The sequence below is a fragment of the Paenibacillus taihuensis genome, assembly GCF_003386535.1.
GTDB lineage: Bacteria > Bacillota > Bacilli > Paenibacillales > Paenibacillaceae > Paenibacillus_Z > Paenibacillus_Z taihuensis.
Window position 1 is genome coordinate 1 of sequence record NZ_QTTN01000065.1, and the last position, 26,220, is coordinate 26,220.

Here is a 26,220-nt window from a genome sequence, read left to right on the forward strand (position 1 = left end):
CCGATTCGCCCGATTCGACCAGGGCAGCAGAATACGCGCAAAACACGCTATAAATCATCTGTAAGCTTCGTCTACAGAGTAGCATAAATCGGTTCGAATGAACATTTTTTAAGCGGATTGTCTATCCGCTTGTTTGCTGTACACTTTTTTCAGACTGCACCAAAAAAACAAACGGCACAGGGGTTTCCCTCATGCCATTTTGGATTCCATTTCTATTCTCGGTCAATGTCATTGAGTTAACTTAATGACATTGCGTGAGAGGGCCTTCTTTTTTTATAGAAATCCAACTCCCGGCGGGGAAAAGAAGGGCCGAGAGAACTCTTACGTTCTCTCAATAATTTTCATCAAAACCTGTGAAGCAGCTTAGTGAACGAGGTCGGAAAAAGTCGAAGAGACATCCCCTGTTATACAAGCGAGGTACCTTTAAAAAGTAAAGGTACCTTATTTTTTTATACTAAAACTAACGTTTGTTGACTGCGGTCTTATGTTTGTTGTCTAGAATGGGACCTCCGATTTTCTTTACAATTACAACTGTTAGAACGTTTTGAAAGCGTTACCTGAAAACGCTGCCTGTAAGCGCGTACACACGGAAGGAGTGGCTCACATGGACACAAAGAGCGAGCGTAGACGCTTGCGAACGCGCTGGCGCACGCAGGATACCGAGCTTTCGCTGCTGGCTTTGCCGACGACGATATGGTACATCCTGTTCTGTTTCTTGCCGATGTTCGGCGTCATTATAGCCTTCAAGAACTTCAAAATATACGGGGGCTTCCTAAGCAACATCATTCACAGCGACTGGTCGGGCTTCAAGAACTTCGAGTTTCTGTTCAAGTCGAACGATGCCTGGGTCGTCGTCCGCAACACGCTGGGCTATAACTTGATCTTTATTATCCTTGGCATCGTGGTGCCCGTTACCTTGGCGCTCATGGTTGGCCAGCTGCACAGCCGCAAGGCCGGCAAAGTCTATCAAACGATGATGTTCCTGCCTTACTTCCTATCGTGGGTCGTCGTATCCGCAGTTATCTGGGCATTCCTCAGCTTCGATAAAGGGATCGCGAATCAGTTCCTGGAGAAGATGGGCCATGATCCAATCAACTGGTACATGGAAGCGAAATATTGGCCGTACTTCCTCGTCTTCATGAACCTGTGGAAGGGGCTCGGTTACGGCATGGTTGTCTACTTGGCGACCATCACCGGTATAGACAGCACGTATTACGAGGCCGCTGTCATCGACGGCGCTTCGAAATGGCAGCAGACGAAATACATTACGCTGCCGCTCATGAAGATGGTTATCGTGATGATGTTCATCCTGTCGGTCGGCCGTATTTTCTACACCGACTTCGGATTGTTCTTCCAAGTACCGCGGGATTCCAACTCGCTGTTTAACGTTACGACAACCGTCGACGTGCTCGTCTTCAAACAGTTGAAGACCGCGACGGTAGGCATGGCCTCCGCTTCCGCATTCGTCCAATCCGTGCTCGGATGTGTGACCATTCTAATCGCGAACTGGGTTGTCCGTAAGGTAGATCCGGACAGCGCGATGATGTAGGGGGGAGCTGAACACAATGTCAAGAAAAGCGGAATTCGAATCCGGGCTCGATAAGTTCAACCGGATCAGCAACGTATCGAACACGGTGTTTCATATTATTTTTATCCTGTTAGCGCTTGTCTGCTTGGTACCCGTCGTTGTGGTGCTGTCGATCTCGCTCTCTAGTGAGGACTCGATTCGTCATACCGGTTATCACATTCTTCCGACGGCACTCTCGGCAGATGCGTACCACTTTATCATGAAACAAGGCACGATGATCTCGAAGGCGCTCGGTATCTCGGTACTCGTGACTGTCGTCGGCACCGTGCTCGGCATCCTGCTTACGACATCGATGGGCTATGTCATTTCCAGACCGAACTATAAGCTCAAGGGGCTGCTGACATGGATCGTATTCATTCCGATGGTGTTCAACGGAGGCTTGGTGTCGAGCTATTACATCAACTCGAACCTGCTGGGGCTCAAAGATACGGTGTGGGCGCTCATTCTGCCGCTGGCCGTCTCGTCCTTCAACGTTATTATTTGCAAAACGTTCTTCCGAAGCACCATTCCGGATGGATTAATCGAATCCGCGGAGATTGACGGCGCGAGTCAGTTCCGAATTTTCTGGGGCATCATTCTTCCGATCTCGCTGCCGCTGATTGCGACGATTGGCCTGTTCCTCTGCTTCTCGTACTGGAACGACTGGTTCCAATCGATGCTGTACATCAACGATCAGAACCTATACTCGCTGCAGGCGCTGCTGAACAGCTTGATGAGCAACGTTGACGCCATGGCGAAGAATGCCTCAAGCATGGGGATCAGCTACGCGACTTTGGTTGCGACGATGCCGAAGGAATCCGCTCGTATGGCGGTGGCGATCATTATCGTTCTTCCTGTAGCTGCGGCGTATCCGTTCTTCCAGAAGTATTTTATATCCGGCCTGACGGTCGGCGCTGTTAAAGGTTAGGTTTAGTATCCTTAAGTTCAATATCCAGCCGGATTAAGCCGGGCTTTAGTCCCGGTTGATCATATACAAAAATAAGCACACATCATTAGGGAGGTTCATGTAGATGAAAAAGAAGACAATGAAACACCTGCTTGTCCTTAGTACAGCAGCACTCCTGACAACCGCTCTTGCGGGCTGCGGCTCTTCGAACAATTCGAATACGTCGAATAACGCGGCAACAACGAACCAATCGGGCGACACTGGCTCGAACACAAGCACAAACACCAATGCGGATAAGCCGGCTTCGGGCGACGTGCCTACACTGGTATGGTGGACAATCGGCGGTACAGTTCCTGCGAACTTCGACAAAGCGATTAAAGCTATGAATGACTATACAGCTGAGAAAATCGGCGTGAAGGTTGACATTAAAGTAGCAGCTTGGGGCGACTGGGACACGAAGATTAACACAATCGTAAACACAGGCGAACCGTTCGACATTATGTTTACGAATAACGGCAAGTACAACCAACAAGTGAACATGGGTGCTTTTGCAGACCTTACGGATCTCGTTCAAAGCGAATCGCCTGATCTCTACAAGCTGATTCCGCAGAAGGTATGGGACGGAACGAAGGTTGGCGGCAAAATCTACTCCGTACCGACGTACAAGGACTCTTCCTTGACACAGTACTGGGTGTTCGATGACAAGTATGTACAGAAGTACAAAATCGATACTGCGAGCATCAAGTCGCTGAAGGATCTCGACAAGCCGTTCCACGATATGAAAGCCGGCGAAGGCAAGAGCTTCTACCCGCTCTCACTTACACAAGGCGATGGCTTTAACGGTTTCTTCAACAACTACGATGATATGACGCTTGGCCTGCCACCGATCGGCGTGAAGGTGGACGATGCTTCCCGTAAGGTCGTCTCCGTACTGGAAAGCCCAGAGGTTATGAACGATCTGAAGACGCTGCATTCGTGGTACAAAGACGGCATTATTAATCCAGATGCACCAACGAAGACAGAAGCTGACAAGGCTCGTCCATTCTTCGCCGCGCAAGCATTCCCGGGCGCAGAAGCAAGCTGGCAGATCAACGAAGGCGTAGCGAAGTACGACATGTTCCCGATCTTTGGACCAATCTACACAACAAGCACAATTCAAGGCTCCTTGAACGCGATTTCCGCGAACTCGAAGTACAAGAGCGAAGCTCTGAAATACCTGCAGCTGGTCAACACAGATCCGAAGCTGCGTAACATGCTCGCATTCGGTGAGCTCGGCGCCGACTACAACAGCGTAGATGGCGAGAAAGTCATCGAGCGTACTTCCGATACTTGGCCGCTTGCTGCTTACACGCAAGGTACATTCTTCGACATGGCGGTTACAAAAGGCGCGCCAGTGGATCAATGGGAGCAAGTACGCAAGCTGAACGACCAAGCAACTTCATCGACAAACCTTGGCTTTGCACTCGACATCAGCAAGCTGAGCACAGAAGTAGCGAACACGAAAGCCGTGTGGGACAAATACCGCTACGAGCTGATGACAGGCGCATCCGATCCAGAAACTACAGTTCCGAAGATCGTTTCCGAGCTGAAAGCTGCTGGCATGGATACCATCATGAAAGCGGCTCAAGAGCAAATCGACGCTTACTTCAAATAAGACTACAGGTGAAAGAGAACCCGAACGGTAACGCCGTTCGGGTTTTCTGGCACAAATTACAGGATTGATTTTGCCGCCAAATAAGGTTTATGGTGAATCTGCAGGCTAAAGCTAAATGTCACCACTGGCCTGTGAAGCTACTTGCAAAAGGAGAAGCCGCATGCGTTCATTTCTGCAAATTAAAATCTATCGCGGTAAATTCATTGCATATGCGGTATTCGTCGTGTGCATCGGCCTCGCGCTCGGAGCGATTACCTGCGCGGTGCTGCTCGATCAATGGATTCAGAACTCCCGGAACGAGGCGAGCGGCGCGTTCACTCGGGTGGAGAACACGCTCCAATCGGATGCGGACCGGATTGAGGCGTTCATGCAGCGGGTGTATTCCAACAGCGGGCTTGTGGCGGATGTCCGTTACTTTCTCGGCAACAGCGCGGAGGGCTACCTGACGAGCAGGCTGCAGGAAAGCCACTATAACCGGCCGCTGGTCTCATTTCCTGAAGATATTAAGTCCTTCTTAAGCAACGGCGGACATGGCGATATCACGCAAGTCAGTCTGCATACCGACGATCAGGGCAATGTCGTGCGCTTCGACAGCAACGGCAATACGAAGTTTCTATTCAATGTTCCGAATTCGGACACGGTGTTCAAGGAGACGATTCAGCAAGGGTTCGTCTACCGCAAGAAGCTGTCCGATCCGAACCAGATCTCTCGCCAGCTTGGCGAGTTCCGATTCCTGGTCAGCAGCGACCGGATCTTCAATACGCTGCAGAATTACCGGCTGAATGAAGCGGGAGCCGTAAGTCCTTCCGGCGAGGTCTACCTCATTGCCGGCTCAGACAGCAAGTCGAAAGAGCTCATAAGCCGGGCGGCGGCAGATGGCCGCGACCACGGGTTCTTGCGAGTGGGAGTGCTCGACCGTGCATATTTCGCCACTTTCCAATCGACCGAGTTCGATTACAAGTTTGTCAGCATTGTCGATATGTCCGCGCTTGTCCGACAGAAAGCAAGCGTGCTGCTGATCGTCTTCCTCATCGTATTGGCCGCGATGATCAGCGTACTGCTGCTTATCGTGTACAACTTGCGCGAGGACGCGAATTTCCTGCGGCGCATCATTAATTCGATCGGCCGCGCGAAGACGGCGGATTTCGCCCCGGTTAATCCGGCGCGCTACCGGAGGAACGAGTACGGCATGATCGCCCGCGAGCTGGACGATATGATTCATCAGCTCGACAAGCATATTCGCACGAACTACCTGCTCAAGCTGAAGCAGCAGGAGACCGAAATGAAGGCGCTTCAGCACCAGATTAATCCGCATTTTCTATATAATACGCTTGAGGTGATCAGATCCTTTGCCCTCGGCAACCGCGCCGCCGATACTTCGGACGCGATCGCAACATTAGGCGGTCTGTACCGCGATATTGTAAAATACGAGAATATTATTCCACTGGGCTGCGAGCTGGATTTGCTCCAGAAGTACCTGAAGATTATGGAATTCAAATATCCGGACCGGTTCTACTATCAATACAACGTTGATGATGCCCTGCTCGCGCTGCCGACGGTGAAGTTCTGGATGCAGCCGCTGGCGGAGAACTTCTTCATTCACGGCTTTAATCCGGAGAGCGAATTCAACCTGCTCGTCGTGAACGGGTGGGAGGAAGCGAACTGTTTCGTGCTCGAGATCGCGGATAACGGCAACTGGATCTCCGAATCGCAGTTAGCCGAAATTCGCAGCACCTTGACGCGCGGCGATGATGCCTCGACAGACAGCATCGGGCTGCGGAACGTATACAGCCGCCTTCATTTCTTCTACGGAGAAGGCTTCCACATGGATATCGACAACAATGAAGAAGCCGGCATCAAGATATCTGTAATCCTACCAAAGGAGGCTGCTTGAGATGTATAAGCTGCTAATTGTAGATGATGAGCCGCAAATTTTGGAAGGCATGAAACGAACGCTGGACTGGGGAAAATACGGCTTCGATACCATAGAAACATGCGAAACGTATGAGGGCGCAATTTCGAAGGCGGTGGATTTCATGCCGGACCTTGCGATCTTCGACGTATGTATCGGCAAGATGCGCGGCTATGATGCAATCCACAAGCTGAACGAGCTGCGCCTGCAGTCGAACTATATTATTATGAGCGGCTACGGGGAGTTTCAGTATGCGCTGGAGGCCATCCGCTGCGGCGCCAAGGATTATCTGCTCAAGCCGGTAGACCGTACGAAGCTGCAGACCGTCGTGGAGAAAATCATTGTCGAGGACTTGCACGGCACGGTCGAGGGAGCAGATCGGGACGACCTGGATAAGGACCCGGTGCTCGGCGTGCGCTACGACAGCCTGTCCAAGCTGACGAACCGTATTCTTCTCATGGTCAAAGCGGAGTACTCGCAGAACATGAATTTGAAATCGGTTGCAGAGCGGTTCCGCATGAACGGCACCTACCTGGGCCAGCTGTTCCTCAAGGAGACGCAGATGAAGTTCTCGGAGTACCTGATGGCGTACCGGATGCTGCGCGCGAAGGAACGGATTCAGTCCACCGACGAGAAAATCGTCAGTATCGCGCTATCGGTCGGCTATCCGAATTTGAACTATTTCTATTCCCACTTCCATGCGTATTTCGATAAATCGCCTTCGGACCTGCGGAGAAAGGATTAACCCGCAATGCGAACTCGACAACGACTCATGTATCGACCACGGAGCTGGCTGAATCTGAATTGGGGGCGCTATGCGCTTTGCATGGTACTCGCTATGATGCTGATCATGCTTACGACGGGCTGCTTCTCTTCCTCGGGCAGCGGCGAGAAGGCGGCGCCGACCGGCCATACGGTCAACTTGATCTACTACACGATCGGCGATCCCGACAAGGATCTGAAGCTGGTTAATGATAGGATCAACGAGGTGCTGGCAAAGAAAATCGGCGTGACGATCACCTATATCAAGGTTGGCTGGCAGGAGTACGAGGATCGGCTGAATACGCTCGTGTCGGCGGGCACTCCTTTTGACATCGCGTTTGCACCGGAGTACGCCACTTACGCGCAGCGCGGGGCATGGCTCAAGCTGAACGATTACTTGCCCAATATCGGGAAGGGCATGTATGACGCGATCGATCCGATCTTCTGGAAAGGCGTGACGATGGACGACGGCGGCATCTACGGTGTGCCGACCAATAAGGAGCTTGCCGTACGCGACCAGTGGATGTACCCGGATGCGCTCGTGAAGAAGTACGACATTGATATTTCCAAATACACGACGCTCGCTTCGCTCGAGCCGCTGCTGAAGATGATCAAGGAGAAGGAGCCGACTTATCAGCCGATGGAGCTGGATAAGGACTCGCAGAACTTCTTCGCGCTGGACGGCTATCAGTACATCTCGGAGAAGTCGCTGCCGCTTATGATCCAGGCGCTTGATCCGAAGTCGACTGTCGTGAACATATTCGAGACGGAGGAAGCCCGCAAGGTGCTCGACCTTCTTCGGCATTACTACGAGAAGGGTTACATCAATGAGGATGCGGCTCTGCGCGACAGCCAAGGACTGAAGCGGGGCGAGCATGTCTTCTGGAAAGCAGCCGGCGGCGGACCGCTGTCGGAGAACAGCTGGAGCAAGGACCGCGGCTACAAGCTCGTCGCTTATCCGGTCACTCCGGCGCTCATTACGACCGAATCCGTTCGCGGCGGGGTCATGGCAGTCAGTGCGGAATCGAAGCATCCGGTGGAGAGCATCAAGTTTCTTAATCTGCTTAATACCGATCCGGAAGTGCGCAACCTGTTCAACTTCGGTATTGAAGGCGTCCATTATACGCTCGACAGCAACGGTCAAGTGGTGCCGAAGCCTTCGGAGGACAAGGATGGCCATCCGATCGCGGGTGCATCGCCGGGCTATAGCGGCGTGCAATATACGCAAGGCAACTGGTTCATTCTGAAGACGATGGGCGGCGAGTTCCCCGACCCGCTCGATAAGTGGGACCAGTTCCGCGCGGGCAACAAGGAGGCCGTGGGCTCGACCACCGTCGGCTTCACGCCTGATCTGTCCATGATGCCGACGCAGATGCAGAACATCCAGATGGTGTGGGAGAAGTATTTTCCGAGCCTGATGACGGGCAGCGTGAACGTCGATGTCGAGCTGCCGAAGTTCAACGAGGAGCTGCGGCAGGCTGGCATTAACGAGGTGCGGGCGGAAGTGCAGCGGCAGCTCGACGCATGGCGGGCGGCGCATCCGAGCAAGTGAAGTGATCGTAGAATGGATGGAAAAGGATGCAGCCGGATAACCTAACATGCGACTACGATTGCAGCATACAGGGAAGGAAGGACTGCACGGCATATGAACCAACCAGCTACCACTCTTTACGATAAGTTTGGCGGGGAAGATACGATCGGTAAAGTGGTCGATTATTTCTATGAGCTCGTGCTGGCCGATAACACGGTCAACCACTTCTTCAAGGATACGGACATGGAGAAGCAGCGCAAGCATCAGACGAAGTTCATCAGCTTCGCGCTTGGCGGTCCGAATCAATACAGCGGGCAGTCGATGGCGAAGGCGCATGCGGGGATGAACCTGCAGGAGGAGCATTTTGCTGCGATTGCGGGGCACCTGCATGATGCGCTTGCCCATTTTGGCGTAGGCGAACCGGATATTGATCAGGTTCTGACGCATGTGGCGAGCTTGAAGGATGATATTCTTCATAAGTAGCTTAAGTAGCGAGGCAAAGGTAGACAAAGGTAAGGCAAGGCAAAGGGCCGTCCTGTTGAGGAATGGCCCTTTGTCGTGTTCAGAAGCGGTGCTGTTTCTTAGTAGTAACCCCAGTAGGATCTATGCTGAGGATAGTACGGATACTGCTGATATTGCGGGTGATAAGGCGCGGCCTGCTGTTGCGGCTGCTGCTGGGAGTAGTGGTTAGACATGCCGTGCTGCCCGGCCATATTCACTTTCGGGCTGTTGCAGTCGGTGTAAGGACCGATATACGTCGACGGCTTCACGGGCTCTATGGCTTTCTTCCACGTTTCCTCATCGATGCAGTACGTGTGCGACATGATCTTGGCAGGCGTGAATTTGAGGATGTCGGAGCCCAGAATAACCTCCGGTTGCGGTGCATCGAAGATCGCCAGCAGATGCGTCTGCTCCGCTGTGGCGATTTCGTAGTGCCACCAGCCTTGCGGAACGTTCGCCACTTGGCCGGGCGTGATCGGGAAGTTAAGCAGCTGCTTCGTAAACGGGTTCAGGATCGAAACGGTAGCTGCACCCGACACACAGTAGACGAGCTCGGCAGCGTTCTGATGGTAGTGGGGTTCAACGACATTGGAGGGACTCATGAAGATATCGAGGAGCGATGTGTTCTCGAGCGAATTCAGCTGCTGTACGCCGAGCACATTAATATAGTTGTTGGCATCCTTCTTGAACAACAGGCTCTTATTCACATCGAATGTATACTGCACCGATGGTGAAGTGTAGTCGATATACGCGGACATTCTTAACTTTCGCCTCATTCCAGTTCGAATTTTGAGCATAGCTATAGGCAATGTATGTACGCGAGCCCGGTTCGGTGTATTCGCCTAGCAAAGATAAGGCCGCCCTTGGAGAGGGCGACCTTCGGATTTGCTGATTTGCTGTTTATCTATATTGGATATATCCGCTGGAGAATGGCTGAATAGGCTGAAATTGCAGTCTATAATGGGAAAATCCACTCATTTCTGCTTGAAAGCAGCCAATATAGCCTTTTTAGCTGAAAATGAGTGGAAAAATCCAGCATAGCTGCCGGAAAGTAGATATTTCGGTCAAAATGAGTGGATTTATCCCATATAGTATCTGCGAGCTATCGAATTGCAGGTTCTACGGCGTGCTGCCTGCGCCAATAATCCGGGTCGCGAGCGCGGCGAACTGGGCCTGCTCGTCCTCGGACAAGACACCGGCAGCAGCGCTCAGCTGCCGGATGATCTCCTCGCCGCTCTCGTCTATGAGCTTCCGCCCGGCGTCCGTGACCCGGACCTGGAAGCCGCGCCGGTCGGTCGGCGAAGGGATGCGCTCGACGAGGCCGCGGCGCGCGGCACGGTCGATAAGGCCGGTAATGCTCGACTTGTCGAGGCTGAGATGCTGAGCGAGCTGCAGCATGCTCGGCTCGTGGTCGCGCAGGATGCCGAGCAGCCGGATCTGGATGATCGACAGGTCATGCTCGGCGCCCACCCGGCCAAGAATGCCGTGGACGAGGAACGATAGCTGCGCCATGCTGTCGACTACGGATAAGTTAGGTTGCGCAGTGGAATTGGCATTTTGGTTCACGAGAGCTCACTCCGTATCGCGTTAGTTATTTCTCAATTGTAGCACAAAAGCATATAGTGAAGTACGTGGGACAAACTATGCTTGACCGATGTTAACCATACCAAAGGAGCTTTCGATCCGATGAGTCAAACGATCGCAATTACTGGAGCATCTACTGGAATCGGCCTTGCAACAGCGCAGCTGTTCGCGGCCAAGGGCTGGACCGTTTTCGCCGGCACTCGTAATTTGGAGCGCGAGCAAGCGGCTTATAGCGAGGTAGCGGACTTACACTGGCTTGAGATGGAAGTGACCGATCCGGCGTCTCTTGAGCGAGCATTCGCTGCGATTGCCGAGAAGACGGGCGGCAAGCTTGATGTGTTGTTCTGCAATGCGGGCTACGGGTACTTGCGCGCGCTTGGTCAAGCGCCAATGAACGAAATTGAAGATGTATTCGACACGAACGTCTATGGTGTCATCAATACCATTAAGGCCGGCCTGCCCCTGCTTCGCGAAGCGGGCAAAGGGCATTTGCTTGCCACGTCCAGCGTTGGCGGACTAGTCGGGCAGCCGTTCAACGAAATTTATTGTGCGAGCAAATTCGCGGTAGAAGGGTTGTTTGAAAGCTTAGCTACCTACTACAAACCGCTCTTCAACATTGATGTGACATTGATCGAGCCGGGAGCGATCGCGACGAATTTCGTGCAGGCGGTATATAAGAATATTAACGCAACAGGCGGTATGCTCGATGACGAGTACAAGCCGCTGATCGATGCGTACGTGAGCAACTTCACGAAGCGGGCCTCCGTTCCGCAGACGGCCGAATCTGTCGCAGAAGTGGTGCTGGACGTTGTGCAGCGGGAGGAGAAGCCGCTTCGCATCCGCACGTCGGAGGCTGCCGAAGCGTTCTCCGCGCATAAGACGGTGAACGATCCGACCGGCAATGCGGGCGTGCTGGGCGTCCGCAAGCTGCATCTTGGTCTGTAGCGTAGTCAAGCCGCTACCAGCTAACTAGCGGGCTGGCTTAATCCAAATTCAGTGCATGCATAGGCCCATGGTAGATGATCCGCATCAAGATGCGGGCAACTTCCGTGGGCGTTTGTTTCATGCCGGACTCAATCCAGTGCGTCAGGATGCCGAAATTTGCCGACGTGGTATAAGCGAGCAGATATTCAGCAGGCACGAGAAACTCCTTCATCGCTTGGTGGGATACCATTTTGCCCCAAATATGCTTGGTTATCATGGCCTTCAAGGTCATTCCGAATCCGGGATCGCCTTTCGGTCCGAGGATGATCTTCAGGAAATCGCCATTGCGTTCCAGTTCCTCAATCAAGCGTACCATCCCGGGATAGGTCGTTTCCTTCGCGGCGCACATCCGCAGTTCATAGATATCTACCTGCTGCATAAGCTGATCAACCGCTTCGAGGATTTCCGCCTTGATCTGGCTCACCATGTCATGCACATCCCGATAATGCAGGTAGAAGGTTCCCCGATTGACGTCCGCCCGCGTGGAAATATCCGTAACGGTCAGTCCTTCCATGCCCTTCTCTTCAATGAGTTCCATAAGCGCCTTGCGCAGCGCCTGCTTGGTCTTCAACTGTCTGCGGTCGATTTTGTCTGCCACGTGCGTAAACAGCCCCCTTGTAGCATGAAATTTTCAGATTAATGAACATTTCGTTATGTATGTGCTGATTAGTTGACATTTCAGCGGCATATTGACGATTGTATTCCCCTATGAACTCATTATAATAAACGAAGTGAACGATAATCAACGCTTTGTCCATTATGATAAGTGTAAGAGGGGAAATGACATATGGCATTATTCAAGCAAAAAGCAGTATGGATCGGCTTGCTCGCCGTCTTCATCGTATTGGCCGTGTTCGGAGTTGCGATGATGGGGTCTGTGCTCGGGGCAAAGCCGAAGGATCTGCCTGTCGCTCTCGTCGTACAGGATCAAGCGGTCTCGCTTCCTAATGGGAAGTCGCTGAATGTAGGCGCAATGGCGCAAGAGAAGCTGCTGGCGAATAAGGAGCTGCCGATTGCTTGGCATCTTGTCTCCACAGAGGCGGAGGCTAAGCAAGGGCTCGATCAGGAAGAGTACTACGGGGCATTCGTGCTCCCGGCGGATTTAAGCAGCGGCGTTGCTTCGTTAATGTCGGACAATCCGAAGCCCGCAACCGTTCGAATTCTGGCCAATGAAGGGATGAGCGTGCAAGCTTCCACCGCCGTGAAGCAGATTCTGGGTCAAATCGCCCTTGGCATCAGCAGTGAATTGTCGAAGCAGGTACTCCATATGGTCAGCCAGAATTCAGATGTTAAAGTAATCCCAGTTGGTATGGCAGGAGCGCTCCTCGCTCCCTTCCAGGTACAGGAGCAGACTGTTCATCCGATCGGCACCAACAATGCGAGCGGCAACGCCCCGGGCATGCTGACGCAAATTATGTGGATCGGCAGTCTTGTGGTCAGCCTCATTCTGATGTTTGCTTCGCAGAAGGCGCTGGCGTCCGGCGGACGCCGCTTCGGCGTGCTGCTGACCCAAGCGGTTACCGGTCTTGTGTTCGTCGTCCTAGCGTCCGGCTTCCTCGTATGGATGTCCAAGACGTGGTACGGCATGTCTCTCGTGGACGCATCCGGAACATGGATCGCGCTCATGCTCGGAGGAGCGGCGTTCTTCCTGCTTCAATCTGCGCTGCTGAGCTGGATTGGCATGCCTGCGATGCCGATCCTCGTGCTGCTCATGTTCTTCTCGCTGCCTGTCGTCAATATCGCACCGGAGTTTCTGCCGCAGACGACGCATGACTGGTTGTACGAATGGACGCCTTTCCGTTTCGTTGCGGGAGAACTGCGCCATTCGATGTATTTCGCCGATGCCTCAATCTCCTCGTCATCCAATATCACGGTGCTCTGGTACATCGCGGCTGCTAGCCTGGTTGTTAAGCTGGTCTCCAGCTTCCGCAAGGTGAAAGTGAGAACGGTAGAAGTATCGCATACGGAAACGGCGTAAACGAAGTCGCAAAACCTGTTCTCCCACGGTGGAGAACAGGGTTTTTGGCATGTTCGCTCATTGACAGAATTAGTTGTCTGTCATATAGTTGTTTAAACAACTATTTAAAGATTAGAGGTGTCCATAGATGACTTCGAATTCGAATCATAATCGAAGCCCCGTAGGCTTCGTGCTTGGCACAACGTATCGGAAGGTCGCGGCGCAGTTTCAGCAGCGGCTCGCGCCTTATGGCATTACGCCGGAGCAGTGGTCGGCGCTGAACCAGATCGACCGCGCGCAAGGACTCATCCAGAAAGAAATTGCGGAGCGCACGAGCAAGGATAAGCCGTCGACGACCCGCATTCTGGACCATCTGGAGAAGAAGGGTCTCATCTATAAGAAGCCCGGCGAGCAGGATCGCAGAGCGTTCCTTGTCTACAGCACGGAAGCGGGCAAAGCGCTCATTCGCGAGACGACGCCGATTGAAGAGAGCGTGACGGCGGACGTGAAGAGCTGCTTATCGGATCAAGAATACGACACGCTGCTTGAACTGCTGATGCGCGTTCAGAATCACATCAACGTCAACTTATGCGGCGGGAGCGACAGCGGGAATGAACATGAATAACAACCAGAGGAGGGGCGAATCATTATGAGGCAGGAGCCACAACAAGAACCAAACCAGCAAATCCAACAAGAACAAGAGAGGCCGGCGGCATTATGGACAAGGCCGTTCATCGCGTTGACGGCAAGCTTCTTCTTGCTATTCCTAGGCTTGCAGATGCTGCTCTCCTCCTTCCCGGCTTACGTGAAAGGGGAGTTCCATGCAGGTAACGTGCAGGTCAGCCTCGTTACCTCCGTATTCGCGCTCGCCGCGATTGCCTCGCGGTTCGCGACTGCTGCGCTCATGAAGCGGGTATCGCGAATGGCGCTATTAATCACCGGGCTGCTTATCGCGGCGGCGGCAACAGGGCTGTACACAGCCGCCGGGTCATTCGGCACGCTCCTATTGCTGCGCATCGCCTATGGCATCGGCTTTGGCATTGCGAGCACGATATTGCCGACGCTCGTCTCGCGCATCATCCCGGTTCGCCGGATGGGCGAAGGCATCGGCTACTTCGGCTTATCGACGAGCCTCGCGATGTCCATAGGCCCGTCGATCGGGCTGAACGTCATGAAGCACGGGGGCTTCACGGAGCTGACGATGCTCGGATTCATCGCATCGGTGCTCATCTTCCCGGTGCTATGGCAGTCGCGCTCGAAGCAAAGCGACGCAGCAATAACAGCGGCACCAGCACGAGTACCAGCTCAAGCCGCAGCGAAATCTCAGCAACCATCCCAGCCAGCACCGAAGGCAGGCTTCAACGCCAAGCTTCTGTTCCCGGTGCTGCTGAATACGATGCTATCCATCACTTACAGCGGTTTGCTTAGTTTTCTCGCCTTGTTCGGCGATTATGTGCATATCGAACAGGTCGGCCTGTTCTTCCTGTTCAATGCGATTACCATCATCCTGATCCGGCCATTCTCCGGCCGCATCTTCGATCGCAAAGGCCACATGGCGGTGCTCATTCCAGCCGGCCTATGCGTGACAGCAAGCATGGTGCTGCTGTCGGGCACGCACGCGATGCCGATGCTTATTGTATCGGCACTGCTGTACGGCCTCGGCTTCGGCGCGATTCAGCCGACGATCCAGGCATGGATGCTGCGCTCTTCGGCGCCGGAGCAGTACGGCACGGTGAACAGCATGTTCTACAACTCGACGGACTTCGGCGTCGCGATCGGTGCGCTTCTGCTCGGCGCGATATCCGCCGCGTCCAACTATTCGGTCATGTACCGCTATTCCGCGGGCTGCATGGCGCTGTTCGTGATCTTCATCGTGCTGCAGGCAGCCATGACCACGAGTCGCCGCCGCCTGAAACAAGCAGCGATGGAATCCTAATTCGCCATTCACATTCGCCATTCGGCATCTGCCACACGCTGCACCATAGCCCCCTCTCCGCGAACTGAATTCACGGAGAGGGGGCTTTTTTGGGCGTACTTTTACCGTACTTTTACCGATTGTTTGGTATACTAACCTATTATTTTGAATGGAATGGCGGTGAGCGGGGAGTTGAACATTTTGCTGGCGGAAGATGATAAGAAGCTAGGCAAGCTTGTGAAATATATGCTGGAGAAGAAGGGCGGTTACCACGTCGATTGGGTGGAGAACGGCGAGGATGCGCTCGATTATGCACGGGGCTCGTCTTATGATGTGCTTATCCTGGATTGGATGATGCCGCTTATGGACGGCGTCGACGTCTGCAAGAGGCTGCGGGGCGAGAACTACGGACAAGCCATCGTCTTGCTGACCGCCAAGGATTCGCTCCAGGACAAAATCTTCGGGCTCGATGCAGGAGCCGACGATTATTTGACGAAGCCTTTCGAGATGGATGAGCTGCTTGCTCGTCTTCGGGTGCTGGCACGGCGTAATTTTGCCCCAAGACAGTCGGATATCGTGACCTTCGGGCGGTTCGCGCTCAATCGCACATCGCACCAGCTATCCAAAGAAGGCGTAGAGATTCAGCTGAGCCCGCGGGAGTATCAGCTGCTGGACTTTTTCCTGCAGAACACGGGCAATGTGTTGACGCGAGAGGCGATTCTCGATCGCATCTGGGGGATCGGCAGCGATGTCTCTTACAAGAATGTCGATGTGACCGTGAAAATGCTCCGGGACAAGCTTGACGACGCCCATGGAAATGCAGCCATTCACAGCATCAGGGGGGTAGGCTACCGGTTTGAGATGGACGCTTAAACGAGGCAAGAAGCTCGACCTGTTTCAATATACGCAGCGGAAGCTCACGTTCACCTATACGTGGCTTATCGTTCTGTTTCTGGCGTTATTTTCGATTATCGTATCGGTCTTCTTCATCTTCATGGCGTACCACGAGCAGAGCAATTCGCTCCGCGCGACCATGTCTGCGACCGAGAATGGGGCTGTTGTCATTCCTGACTTGGAGAATAGCCGCAATAACGATATGTACTTCTTCTATGTGCTGAACAACAAGAGCGGTGAAGTGCTTGCGCATAGTGACGCGATTCCAGAGTTCAGCGACTACAGCCTGAAGCTGATTCGAGGCTGGAGGGCGGATGGGGAATCGTTCCGCCTGCGCTGGCTCCCAGAGATTCATAAACAGCAAGGAGACGTTATACTCGTCTCCGAGAATCGGGTGCTGTTCATCGGCGCGCAGCCGATCATGACGGCGGACGGCATCGCGACCATCTATGCGGCGAAGGACGTCACCTATTACTGGGACATTCTCCGCACGCTGCTTATCGTATTCATCTGTATTCTCGTCCTCTTTATCATTGTCGCCGTGAAGTTCAGTTCCTCGATGTCGAAGAAAGCGATGATTCCGATTCAGCAATCGTTCAGACATCAGCAGCAGTTTCTGGCGGATGCTTCCCACGAGCTGCGGACGCCGCTCAGCATTATGAACACATCCCTTGATGTCATCGAGATGGAAAATGGGGAGACAATCACGCCGTATTCGAAGGAAGTCGTTCTCGATATGAAGGAAGAGATCGGCCGGATGAGCCGCATGGTACAGCATCTGCTCATGCTTGCCCGGTCCGACGTGGGCTCTGCCCAGTTCGAGATGGGCTCCTTCGATATCGTGCCGAAGCTGCGCCAGTGGGTATTGGCCTTCGAGGGCGTTGCTCAGAAGAAGAGCATCACGGTGCGGAAGATGCTGCCGGATACATTAACGGTGAAAGGCGATCCGGAGCGGTTGAAGCAGCTCGTCTATATCCTGCTGGATAATGCGATCAAGTACACGCCCGAAGGGGGCAAGGTCGACGTTGGGCTTGACCCGAACCCGAGACAGTGGCGGATCATCGTGCGGGACAGCGGCATCGGCATTGCCAAGGAGGACCAGCCGCGCATCTTCGACCGCTTCTACCGCGTAGAGAAGCATCGTTCCCGTGAAGAAGGAAGCGCGGGGCTTGGACTCGCGATTGCCAAGCAGATCATTATTGCGCACCGAGCCTCGATCGCGCTCGAGAGCGAACCGGGGAAAGGAAGCACGTTCTCGGTGGAGTTTCCTCCGTACAAGCAGGCGTGAACGGACAGTCCCTTTCTCTTCGGAAGAAGAGGAGGGATTTTTATTATCCTTTACCGTACTTTTACCATTGATCGCTAAAGTAAGTGGTGTAGAGACAAGAACACTGGATATGAAAGGATGATTAATGCGTGAGACGCGTTAGACCTTGGGTAAAAAAAGCGCTGCTAGTAACTATCATCATCGTAGCGGTCGGAGCCGGCTTAAGTGTGATATCCGGCGAGCATGGCAGAGACTTCTCGCAGGTTGTGAGCGTGAAACAGGAAGCCCATAGCAGACCAGCTGGCGATATGCGAATTTCAATTAAAGACGGAGGGACCCTAGCGGTGCCTGCTCCAGGGGATATTCCAGCATTGCCCGCGCTCCGTGACGGGGACGGGCCTGTGAAGGTGCAGATTGGTGGCCAAGGTGGCATGCGCCGTATAGAGCTGCCGCATCGTGAGCATGGCGTGAGCCCGGGCGTTGTCATTGCCGGAATCATTCTGATCGCTGGCCTGCTGCTCCTGTTCTTCCGTCGCGGCAAACGTTCGAGAAGCGTAGAAGGGGCTAATGCGCTCGCTGGCATTCCGTCGGCATCGGACTTCCTGGACCAATGGGAACTTCAGCAAAATCAATCAAAGGAGTCGAAGTAATATGGGTATCTTTAAACGTGTGAAGGATGTATTTCTGGCGGAAACGAACGGCTTGATCGATAAATGCGAGAAGCCGCTAAATATGGTGAATCAATATATGCGCGAGTTTGGCGTCGAGCTGGAGAAAGGGCAGCGCGCGCTAGCGCACCAGCTGTTCATTGAGAAGCGGCAAGCGCTCCTGATTGCGGATGCCGAGTCGGCTGTTGATAAGCGTGACCGCCAAGCAAGACTTGCGGTGGCGCAGGGCGAGGATCAGATCGCGAAGCTGGCGCTTCAAGAGAAGCTGCTTCAAGAGAAGAAGCTTGCGGTTTACCGCGAGCAATATGCGACCATCCAGGAGCAGACGAAGGTGCTTGAGGAGCGTATCGCCCAGCTGCTCGTGCAGTCGGAGGAGTACAACCACCGCCGTTTGCTGCTCGAATCGCGAGTTAATGTGGCTAGCTCCCTGAAGGAGCTGAACCAGAGTGTCGTCTCTTTTCAGACGGGGAGCATTGTGAAAGGGTTCGCCCGTGCGGAAGAGAAGGTGCTGATGATCGAGGCCGAGCTGGAAGCGATCAACCACTTCAATGCGCCGGCTAAGCGGTCTGCACCGCAGTATCTCGATCCGATGTTGACGCCGGAGATCGAAGCGTCGTTGGAGACCTTGAAGCAGCAGCATCATCAGCATCAGCAGGCAGCAGAATAGGTTAGCGAAAAAAAAGAAAAACCGGCAGAATCTGCCGGTTTTTTTATGTGTAGAGACGATTTACAAGACGAGCCGTCCTATGGTATGCTTAGAAAACCTGTCATGAGTTTATTAGTTAAAGGCAGAATTACAACATCTTATTTACACCTTAATCGTACCATGATAATCCGTCCGTTGTCAACACCGTTTGTATCGGGTTGTCAAAAAAATGTGAAGGAGCGTGTCCGAGAATGATAAGCGAGAACGATTGGAAGCAGGAGCAGGCGCGTTTGAATGAGGTAACAGGGACGCTGCAGGCGAAGATCGCGGAGCTTGAGCCTGAGGTTTCGGGGCTTCGTAATCAGGTGACGGACTTTCGCAAGAAGTTCTGGGAGGATGTAACGGTCAATACGAGCACCTTTGACGATTTCGAAGAAACGCTGTACAGCATCAGGCAGCAGGAGGCGCTGCTGAATGAGCGGGAACGAAGCCATCGTGCACGGCTGCAGCGATATAACAATATGAAGCGGATGCTGCCATCGCCGTATTTTGGCCGCATCGATTATGAGGAGAAGGTGCTCGGCCTCAGCGAGCAAATCTATATTGGCGTATCTTCGCTTGTCGATGAAGACGGGCTGAGCTTCCTCGTCTACGACTGGCGGACGCCGATCGCCAGCATGTATTACGACCACTCGCCAGGTCCGGCGTCCTATGCGACGCCAGGCGGGCAGATCGACGGCGAGATGCTGCTGAAGCGGCAGTACCAAATCCGTGACGGCGAGCTGCGAAGCGTGTTCGACACGAGCGTCACGATCGGCGACGAGCTGCTGCAGCAGGCGCTCGGCAAGGGCGCGGATGCGCAGATGAAAAGCATTGTCGCGACCATACAGAAGGAGCAGAATGCGATCATACGCGATGACCAGAACCGGATGCTTATTGTACAGGGTGCAGCAGGCAGCGGCAAGACGTCAGCGGCTTTGCAGCGGGCGGCTTACTTGCTCTATAAGCATCGCGACAGGCTGCGGGCGGATCAGATTGTACTGTTCTCGCCGAACCCGATGTTCAACAGCTATGTCTCTACGGTGCTTCCTGAACTGGGCGAGGAGAATATGCAGCAGACGACCTTCCAAGAATATCTGGCGCACTGGCTAGGTTCTTCCATGCAGCTGGAGGATCCGTTCGACCAGATCGAATATGTGCTGACCGCGGCCGGTGATGGTTCTTCTGCGTATGAGGCGCGGCTGCAAGGGATTCGGTATAAGGCGTCGGAATCTTTCCTTCGGGCGTTACAGCATTACGCGACATGGCTTTGCATGAAGGGTATGCAGTTTAGCGGCATCCGTTATAGAGACCGCGAGATCATCTCCGCAGAGCAGATGGCCGCGCAGTTCTATAGCTACGACAGCTCTATCAGGCTGGCGAATCGCGCCTTGCTGCTGCGGGATTGGCTGCTTGAGCAGCTGACGACGCTTGAACGGGCGGAGCGGGCAGCGGACTGGGTACAAGACGATCTCGATTACCTCGACGTCGAGCAGTATGAAGAGGCTCACAAAGCGGTGTTGAAGAAATATGAGAGAGATGAAGCGGTTTTTGATTTTACGCAGTCGTATATCGATCAGTATGGAGACTTCCGAGGTACCGAGGCGGGTGAAGGGAATGCGTTTGATTTTGCCGATCAGGAAGAGGAGCTTCTTCGCCGGACGATCGTGAAGGCGAGCTTCGAGCCATTGCGACGCGAGGTAAGACGGTTCAAGTTTATTGACTTCGTGCGGCTGTATGGGCAGTTGTTCAGCAAGGAGGAGGCTTACGAGTACGCAGAGATGACTGGGACTGCCGAGGTGCCGGAGAAGTGGGCGGAAATCTGCGAGCAGACGTTGGCGAAGCTGGATGCCTCCGAGCTGTTCTACGAGGATGCGACGCCTTATTTGTATCTGAAGGAGCTGGTGGAAGGCGTGCGGACGAATACGGATGTGCGGCATGTTTTCGTCGATGAGGGCCAAGACTACTCGCCGTTCCAGTACGCCTTCTTGAAGCAGCTGTTCCCGCGCGCGCGAATGACGGTGCTGGGCGACTTCGGCCAGGCGATCTTCGTGCAGTCGACGAATCTGCACGAGGCCGGCTCGCCGCTCGCCCGCATCTATGGCGCGGACGAGACGAGGTTGATCCGTCTCGTCCGCAGCTATCGCTCCACGCTTGAAATCGTGGAGCTCACGAAGGCGATGCTGCCGGGCGGCACGGACATTGTGCCGTTCGAGCGCCGGGGCGGCAAGCCGCAGCTCGTGCAGCTAGGCGGCAGCGAAGTGCGGGCGGGGCGAATCGCCAGCGACCTGGCGGAGCTGCGCGCCGAAGGCTTCGACTCCATCGCCGTCATTACGAAGACGGCGGCGGAGGCGCGCGAAGCGCATGCGGCGCTCGCCGGCGCAGCAGCGAGCGATGGGCTGCGGCTCATTACGAAGGAGACGCTCACCTTCGAGAAGGGCGTGGCGGTCATTCCCGCGTACCTCGCCAAGGGCGTCGAGTTCGACGCGGTGCTGGTGTATGACGCTTCGGCTGCGACCTACAGCCGGGAGAGCGAGCGCAAGCTGTTCTATACCGTATGTACACGCGCCATGCATCGATTGCGTTTGTACTCGGTAGGCGATGTAACGCCATATATGGGGGAACTGAATGCGTCTCTGTACGAAGTGAGCGGCAGCTAAATATTTTTGACATTGACAGCATCGGCTTGCATTGGATATGATGAGAAATGAACGGGCTAACCATTGCCCGATTCATTTTAATTAATTATTAAACTTCATTAAATAATAAACTTAAATAAAAGATGGAAGGAGGGATTTACGTGAAATCATTTCTCCCCAACGACATCAAGGACGAGAACCGCAAAATCATCTTCGATATTCTGCTTCAGCACCCGGAGCTGGCCAAGGTCGAGATTACGGAGAAAACCTCGATGAGCTTCGTTACGGTCAGCAAGATCGTAGGCTTCTTCGAGGAGATTGGCCTTCTAACCGCTACAGGCGAGAGCCGCGAAGGGTCCGGCGGACTCGGCCGGAAGCGGACTGTCTATCGCCTCAACGCGAATCGTTACGTCACGATCGGCATTCAGACGATCGGCAAACGGACGACTGCACTGCTCGTCAATTTATACGGCCAGATTATCGACATGCACGCAATCGATGCGCCGATTCCTTTCTATAGTGAGCAGTTTGAAAGCGTGTTCGAAGATATCGTGAAGCGGATGCGCGGGAAAGCGGAGGAGACGGGAAGCGTCATTCTCGGCGTCGGAATCGGTGTCGATGGCGCGATTAATAACCGCAAACGCACGATTCGGATTATGACCCAAGACGGCGAGGAGCAGGATTACGCGTACGAACCGCTGATCGCAAAGCTAACGGAGCGGGTACGGCTGCCAATCCTGCTGGAAAATGACGTGAATGCCTCGATCATTGCGGAGCACCGCGGGCTCGAGAATACGGAAGAAGCGCCGAATGACCTCATTCTCATCTCGGCAGGCGACGGTGTCGGCGCAGGCATCATCTTGAATAAAGAGCTGCACCGGGGGTTCAATGCTAGCGCGGGCGAGCTCGAGTACATGTGCTTCGACCCGGATTACAAGAAGAAGCCGAATTCGGTCGGCTGGCTCGAGAGCAAGTTGGGCCTTGCGACGCTGCTTCGCACGTACGACTTGACCCAGGAATCGCAGCGGGAAGCATGCGCGGATTACGTCTCTCGCCATCTCGCCCTCGTCATCGCCAATATGATCAGCATCCTGGACATTGATCGGATCATCATCAGCGGCAAGACGGCCGCTCTGTTCCCGGAGCTTGTGCAGGAGAAGACGGCAGCCTACGTCCAGCAGTATACCGAGTGGACGCCGACGATTACCGTGAGCGCCGCCGTGCATCAGGCCGCGATCGGCGCGGCAAGCCTGATCCTGCAGCAGGAAATGATTCGCGTCTTATCGGCATAACGGCATGGCATACAAGGGGAGGGTGAGAAACGCATGATTCGTATATTTGAAACGGAAGAAGAGCTGGCACGCGAAATCGCGAGGGAAATGCAGCAGCGACTGACGGAGGACGAGCAGCCGGTCTTCTGCCTGGCTTCCGGCAGCACGCCGCAGAAGAGCTACGCGCAGTTTGCCCGCGACATCGACCGTGAGGGCAGAGTGAAGGACCTTCGCATCGTCAGTCTCGACGAGTGGGTCGGCATTGACCGCAGCTCGGAAGGCAGCTGCTATCAGATGCTGAACCAGGATCTGTTCTCGCTGATTCCGCTCGAGAGCGAGCAGATCGAATTCTTCGACGGCACTGCAGCCGATCTGGCGCAGGAATGCTCGCGAATTGACCGATACATCGAGCAATATCCGATCACGTTCAGCTTGATGGGCGTTGGCATGAACGGACATATCGGACTGAATGAGCCTGGCTCTCCCGTGCTGGATTGCAGCTCCGTCGTCGAACTGTCGGCTACGACGAAGGAAGTGGCTCAGAAATATTTTCACGAGCGGACGGTGCTAACGGAGGGGATCACGCTTGGCCTTGGACAAGTGATCCGCAGCCGAAGGGTCATTACGGCGATTACCGGCGAGCGCAAAGCCGAGATCGTGCGGGAGATCTTCTGCAATCCGGATGCGAAGCTGCCGGCTCAAGCGCTGCTTGGCTACGAGCATATTGATTTCTTCTTGGACGCGAAGGCAGCGAAGTATCTAGACATCAGCGGGGAGCATGCAGGATGAGCGAATATGTCATCGGAGTAGACATCGGAGGCACGAACATCCGGGTCGGATTGCTGAATGAGCAGTTCGAGCTTGTTCGAAAAGAAACCGTGCTGACCAGCAGCTTTGGCAGCGCGGAACAATTGTTTGCCGGTGTGCGGCAGCTCATCGATACCATCGATAGCGAGCGCAGAGCCCGCAAAGTCGGCATGGCGATTCCAGTGCCTTGGCGCGAAGGGACGGAGTCGATCGTCGATGCCGGAAACGTGCCTTGCTTGGAGGGCGTGCCGGTGCAGACGGTGCGGTCGTTTTTTCCGGAGCATGAGCTGTATCTGGACAACGATGTGAACGTCATTGCCCTCTTGGAGGGGGAACGCGGCGCTTCGCGGGGAACCGTGTTGTCGATGTATATCACGGTAAGCACGGGCATCGGCAGCGGCATCGTCGTACGAGGTGAAGTCATTCACGGGGCCAACGGCTATGCCGGCGAGGTTGGCAGCATGATTGTCTCGGATCGGGACAATGAGCACTCGTTCCTCTATGCAGGTACGCTTGAATCGCTATGCAGCGGCACGGCTCTGGAAGTGGAGAGCAAGAAGCTGTACGGCGGGGATGCGACGGCGAAGACGCTGTTCGAGAAGTATGGGAGCAAGGACAAGCAGGCTGAGGAAGCTATAGCACGTTGGGTGGAGTATTTCTCCAGAGGAATCGCCTCCCTGATGCAGACGCTTGATCCCGGCATGTTCGTCATCGGGGGCTCGGTCATCGAGCATAATCCGTGGTTGATTGAGCAGGTCGTGGAGAGCACGAAGGGGAAGGTCTTTGATAATCTGAAGGACCGGATTCGAATCGCACCACCTGTATTCGGCTCCGACGCCGGCGTTATCGGCGCTGGCTATACCGCTTGGAAACGATCAAGAACATGCTAGCACAGCACAGCCCATAAAAAAGGAGATGGATCACTAATGAAACAAATGAAAATCGCACTCATCGGAGCGGGCAGCGTCTCGTTCGCACTTGGCGCATTGAATGATATCGTATTGTCGGAACGTTTGAAGACGCAGGTAGACCTCGATATTGCACTCATGGATATTAGCGCGGAGAACGTAACACGCACGCATAAATATGCGAGAGAAATGTTCGATTCCTTCGAGCATCCGGCGAAAATTTGGCAGACAACGAACCTGGAAGAAGCGCTCACGAATGCAGACTTCGCGATCGTTGCGATTGAAGTGAACCGTTACCACTACTGGTCGCAGGACTTCCACATTCCGCGTCGCTACGGCAGCAAGCAAGTTTACGGCGAGAACGGCGGACCGGGCTCGATGTTCCACACGCTCCGCAACCTCGGACCAATGCTCGAAATCGCACGCATGATGGAGAAGGTATGTCCGAACGCATGGTTCCTGAACTACACGAACCCAGAGGCAAAATTGGTTGAAGCGATCTCGAAGCTCACGACGATTAAAATTGTCGGTCTCTGCCACGGTCTTGACATGGGCGTTGACCAAATCAGCCACTTCCTCGAAATGAAGAAAGAGGAGATCGGCTTCGAAGCAGGCGGCTTGAACCACTTCGGTTTCTTCACGAAGATTTGGGACAAGGCAACAGGCAAAGACCTGTACCCGTTGTTCGATGCGCAAGAGCGCAAAGCAAACCGTCTCGCAGAGTGGGATCATATCGGCTTGTCCCGCACGATGTACCAAATTTACGGCATGTATCCGTACCCAGGCACGAACCACTGCGGCGAGTATGTATCGTATGCATCTGATTTCTACGCAGGTCTGACGCTGCAATACCGTTACGATCCAATTCGCGAGCAGCTGTGGAAGCAAGGCTCCAGAACGCCTGATTTTGTCTACTGCGCAGGCGGACACAGCTTGGATAAAGGTCTGTTCGACAACGTAACGACGCAAGAGAACTGGGCTGAAGAGGCATACAAGTTCAGCAAAGAGAAGGTGTGCCCGAGCCAGGAGTATGCGATTCCAATCATCGAAGCGATCTACTTCGACGATGAGATCGAGATCAACTCCGCGAACCTGCCGAACAAAGGCGCGATCAAAGGTCTTCCGGACGATATGGTCGTGGAGACGCAAGCGGTCGTTAACGGCCAAGGCATCGAGCTGAAGCCGATGTCGGTTGAACTGCCGACAGCGGTCATCGGAACGATCCACATTCAAGGCATGATCCACCGCCTGCTGATTGAAGCATTCTTGGAAGGCTCCAAGACGAAGCTGCTGCAAGCGATTCTGCTCGATCCGGGGGCGCCGACGTACTACCAGGCATGCGCGATGATCGATGAAATGTGCGAGCTGCAGAAGGAGATTTTGCCGGAGCTGGCTTGGAAATAAAGTTGTTGGTTGGTTGAGGAAGAAAGGAAAGGGCACCCCGTTGAGGCAATGTCATTAAGTTAACTCAATGACATTGACCGAGAATAGAAATGGAATCCAAAATGGCATGAGGGAAACCCCTGTGCCGTTTGTTTTTTTGGTGCAGTCTGAAAAAAGTGTACAGCAAACAAGCGGATAGACAATCCGCTTAAAAAATGTTCATTCGAACCGATTTATGCTACTCTGTAGACGAAGCTTACAGATGATTTATAGCGTGTTTTGCGCGTATTCTGCTGCCCTGGTCGAATCGGGCGAATCGGCAAAACGTTTCTTCGAATCAGTGCTTCAACATCAGACGGGGGTTCATCGTCTCTTGAGCGCAGGAAATGTCTACAAACATGAACGGCAACCGTGAAGTTGACTT

Annotated in this window: 23 protein-coding genes and 1 pseudogene; 20 read left to right on the forward strand and 4 right to left on the reverse strand. The window is 53.9% G+C overall.

Features of this window, described 5'->3' with window-relative positions; genetic code table 11:
• The first annotated feature begins 604 nt into the window (after nt 1-604).
• The 7 genes from A8990_RS29855 to A8990_RS29885 all read left to right on the forward strand — a co-directional run bounded on the left by A8990_RS29855 (nt 605) and on the right by A8990_RS29885 (nt 8,816).
• Entirely contained in the window at nt 605-1,549 is a 945-nt protein-coding gene (locus tag A8990_RS29855; RefSeq protein ID WP_116192669.1) for an ABC transporter permease, read from the forward strand.
• Nucleotides 1,550-1,565: 16 nt separating this feature from the next.
• Nucleotides 1,566-2,495: a carbohydrate ABC transporter permease gene (locus A8990_RS29860; protein WP_116192670.1), complete on the forward strand. Its 930-nt coding sequence runs from the start codon at nt 1,566-1,568 to the stop codon at nt 2,493-2,495.
• Nucleotides 2,496-2,598: 103 nt separating this feature from the next.
• The gene (locus A8990_RS29865) at nt 2,599-4,128 is read left to right on the forward strand and encodes an ABC transporter substrate-binding protein (RefSeq protein ID WP_116192671.1); all 1,530 of its coding nucleotides are present in this window, start codon (nt 2,599-2,601) and stop codon (nt 4,126-4,128) included.
• A gap of 160 nt (nt 4,129-4,288) precedes the next feature.
• Nucleotides 4,289-6,022, forward strand: a complete 1,734-nt coding sequence (locus A8990_RS29870; RefSeq protein WP_116192672.1) for a sensor histidine kinase — start codon at nt 4,289-4,291, stop codon at nt 6,020-6,022.
• Between the two features lies 1 nt (nt 6,023).
• Nucleotides 6,024-6,785 (forward strand): response regulator transcription factor, encoded by a 762-nt coding sequence (locus A8990_RS29875; RefSeq protein ID WP_116192673.1) that lies wholly within the window; start codon nt 6,024-6,026, stop codon nt 6,783-6,785.
• Nucleotides 6,786-6,791: 6 nt separating this feature from the next.
• Nucleotides 6,792-8,354 carry an ABC transporter substrate-binding protein gene (locus A8990_RS29880; protein WP_245996306.1) on the forward strand — a complete coding sequence of 521 codons (1,563 nt, stop codon included), beginning with the start codon at nt 6,792-6,794 and terminating at the stop codon, nt 8,352-8,354.
• 93 nt (nt 8,355-8,447) lie between these two features.
• The gene (locus tag A8990_RS29885; RefSeq protein WP_116192675.1) at nt 8,448-8,816 is read left to right on the forward strand and encodes a group I truncated hemoglobin; all 369 of its coding nucleotides are present in this window, start codon (nt 8,448-8,450) and stop codon (nt 8,814-8,816) included.
• Nucleotides 8,817-8,914: 98 nt separating this feature from the next.
• On the opposite strand, the gene A8990_RS29890 is transcribed toward A8990_RS29885, so the two are convergent.
• Entirely contained in the window at nt 8,915-9,592 is a 678-nt protein-coding gene (locus tag A8990_RS29890) for a cupin domain-containing protein (RefSeq protein ID WP_116192676.1), read from the reverse strand.
• 361 nt (nt 9,593-9,953) lie between these two features.
• Nucleotides 9,954-10,400 carry a MarR family winged helix-turn-helix transcriptional regulator gene (locus A8990_RS29895; RefSeq protein WP_245996307.1) on the reverse strand — a complete coding sequence of 149 codons (447 nt, stop codon included), beginning with the start codon at nt 10,398-10,400 and terminating at the stop codon, nt 9,954-9,956.
• A 120-nt stretch (nt 10,401-10,520) separates the two neighbouring features.
• Between A8990_RS29895 and A8990_RS29900 the strand changes: the two genes are divergently transcribed.
• A complete protein-coding gene (locus tag A8990_RS29900; protein ID WP_116192677.1) occupies nt 10,521-11,363 on the forward strand; it encodes an SDR family oxidoreductase in 843 nt (280 codons plus the stop codon).
• Between the two features lie 37 nt (nt 11,364-11,400).
• On the opposite strand, the gene A8990_RS29905 is transcribed toward A8990_RS29900, so the two are convergent.
• Complete coding sequence (locus tag A8990_RS29905; protein ID WP_116192678.1) at nt 11,401-12,000, reverse strand: TetR/AcrR family transcriptional regulator; 600 nt, start codon at nt 11,998-12,000, stop codon at nt 11,401-11,403.
• Between the two features lie 189 nt (nt 12,001-12,189).
• On the opposite strand from A8990_RS29905, the gene A8990_RS29910 reads away from it, so the two are divergent.
• The 12 genes from A8990_RS29910 to A8990_RS29965 all read left to right on the forward strand — a co-directional run bounded on the left by A8990_RS29910 (nt 12,190) and on the right by A8990_RS29965 (nt 25,817).
• Nucleotides 12,190-13,380 carry a YhgE/Pip domain-containing protein gene (locus A8990_RS29910; RefSeq protein WP_116192679.1) on the forward strand — a complete coding sequence of 397 codons (1,191 nt, stop codon included), beginning with the start codon at nt 12,190-12,192 and terminating at the stop codon, nt 13,378-13,380.
• 127 nt (nt 13,381-13,507) lie between these two features.
• Nucleotides 13,508-13,984 carry a MarR family winged helix-turn-helix transcriptional regulator gene (locus tag A8990_RS29915; protein WP_116192680.1) on the forward strand — a complete coding sequence of 159 codons (477 nt, stop codon included), beginning with the start codon at nt 13,508-13,510 and terminating at the stop codon, nt 13,982-13,984.
• Between the two features lie 24 nt (nt 13,985-14,008).
• Nucleotides 14,009-15,295, forward strand: a complete 1,287-nt coding sequence (locus tag A8990_RS29920; RefSeq protein WP_116192681.1) for an MFS transporter — start codon at nt 14,009-14,011, stop codon at nt 15,293-15,295.
• Between the two features lie 171 nt (nt 15,296-15,466).
• On the forward strand, nt 15,467-16,147 hold the full coding sequence (locus tag A8990_RS29925; protein WP_116192682.1) for a response regulator transcription factor: 681 nt from the start codon (nt 15,467-15,469) through the stop codon (nt 16,145-16,147).
• Nucleotides 16,131-17,456, forward strand: a complete 1,326-nt coding sequence (locus tag A8990_RS29930; RefSeq protein WP_116192683.1) for a sensor histidine kinase — start codon at nt 16,131-16,133, stop codon at nt 17,454-17,456. Before A8990_RS29925 ends, A8990_RS29930 begins: the two co-directional genes overlap by 17 nt.
• Before the next feature lie 128 nt (nt 17,457-17,584).
• Nucleotides 17,585-18,085 (forward strand): hypothetical protein, encoded by a 501-nt coding sequence (locus A8990_RS29935; protein ID WP_116192684.1) that lies wholly within the window; start codon nt 17,585-17,587, stop codon nt 18,083-18,085.
• 1 nt (nt 18,086) lies between these two features.
• Nucleotides 18,087-18,770: a PspA/IM30 family protein gene (locus A8990_RS29940; RefSeq protein ID WP_116192685.1), complete on the forward strand. Its 684-nt coding sequence runs from the start codon at nt 18,087-18,089 to the stop codon at nt 18,768-18,770.
• 230 nt (nt 18,771-19,000) lie between these two features.
• Complete coding sequence (helD, locus tag A8990_RS29945; protein ID WP_116192686.1) at nt 19,001-21,448, forward strand: RNA polymerase recycling motor HelD; 2,448 nt, start codon at nt 19,001-19,003, stop codon at nt 21,446-21,448.
• Between the two features lie 140 nt (nt 21,449-21,588).
• The gene (locus tag A8990_RS29950; RefSeq protein WP_116192687.1) at nt 21,589-22,719 is read left to right on the forward strand and encodes an ROK family protein; all 1,131 of its coding nucleotides are present in this window, start codon (nt 21,589-21,591) and stop codon (nt 22,717-22,719) included.
• Between the two features lie 33 nt (nt 22,720-22,752).
• Entirely contained in the window at nt 22,753-23,487 is a 735-nt protein-coding gene (locus A8990_RS29955) for a 6-phosphogluconolactonase (RefSeq protein ID WP_116192688.1), read from the forward strand.
• A complete protein-coding gene (locus tag A8990_RS29960; protein WP_116192689.1) occupies nt 23,484-24,395 on the forward strand; it encodes an ROK family protein in 912 nt (303 codons plus the stop codon). The genes A8990_RS29955 and A8990_RS29960 overlap by 4 nt, the downstream gene beginning before the upstream one ends.
• 36 nt (nt 24,396-24,431) lie before the next feature.
• Nucleotides 24,432-25,817 carry a family 4 glycosyl hydrolase gene (locus A8990_RS29965; protein ID WP_116192690.1) on the forward strand — a complete coding sequence of 462 codons (1,386 nt, stop codon included), beginning with the start codon at nt 24,432-24,434 and terminating at the stop codon, nt 25,815-25,817.
• A 212-nt stretch (nt 25,818-26,029) separates the two neighbouring features.
• Here A8990_RS29965 and A8990_RS31905 read toward each other — a convergent pair.
• Nucleotides 26,030-26,220 (reverse strand): annotated as a pseudogene (locus tag A8990_RS31905) (hypothetical protein); the annotation flags it as partial.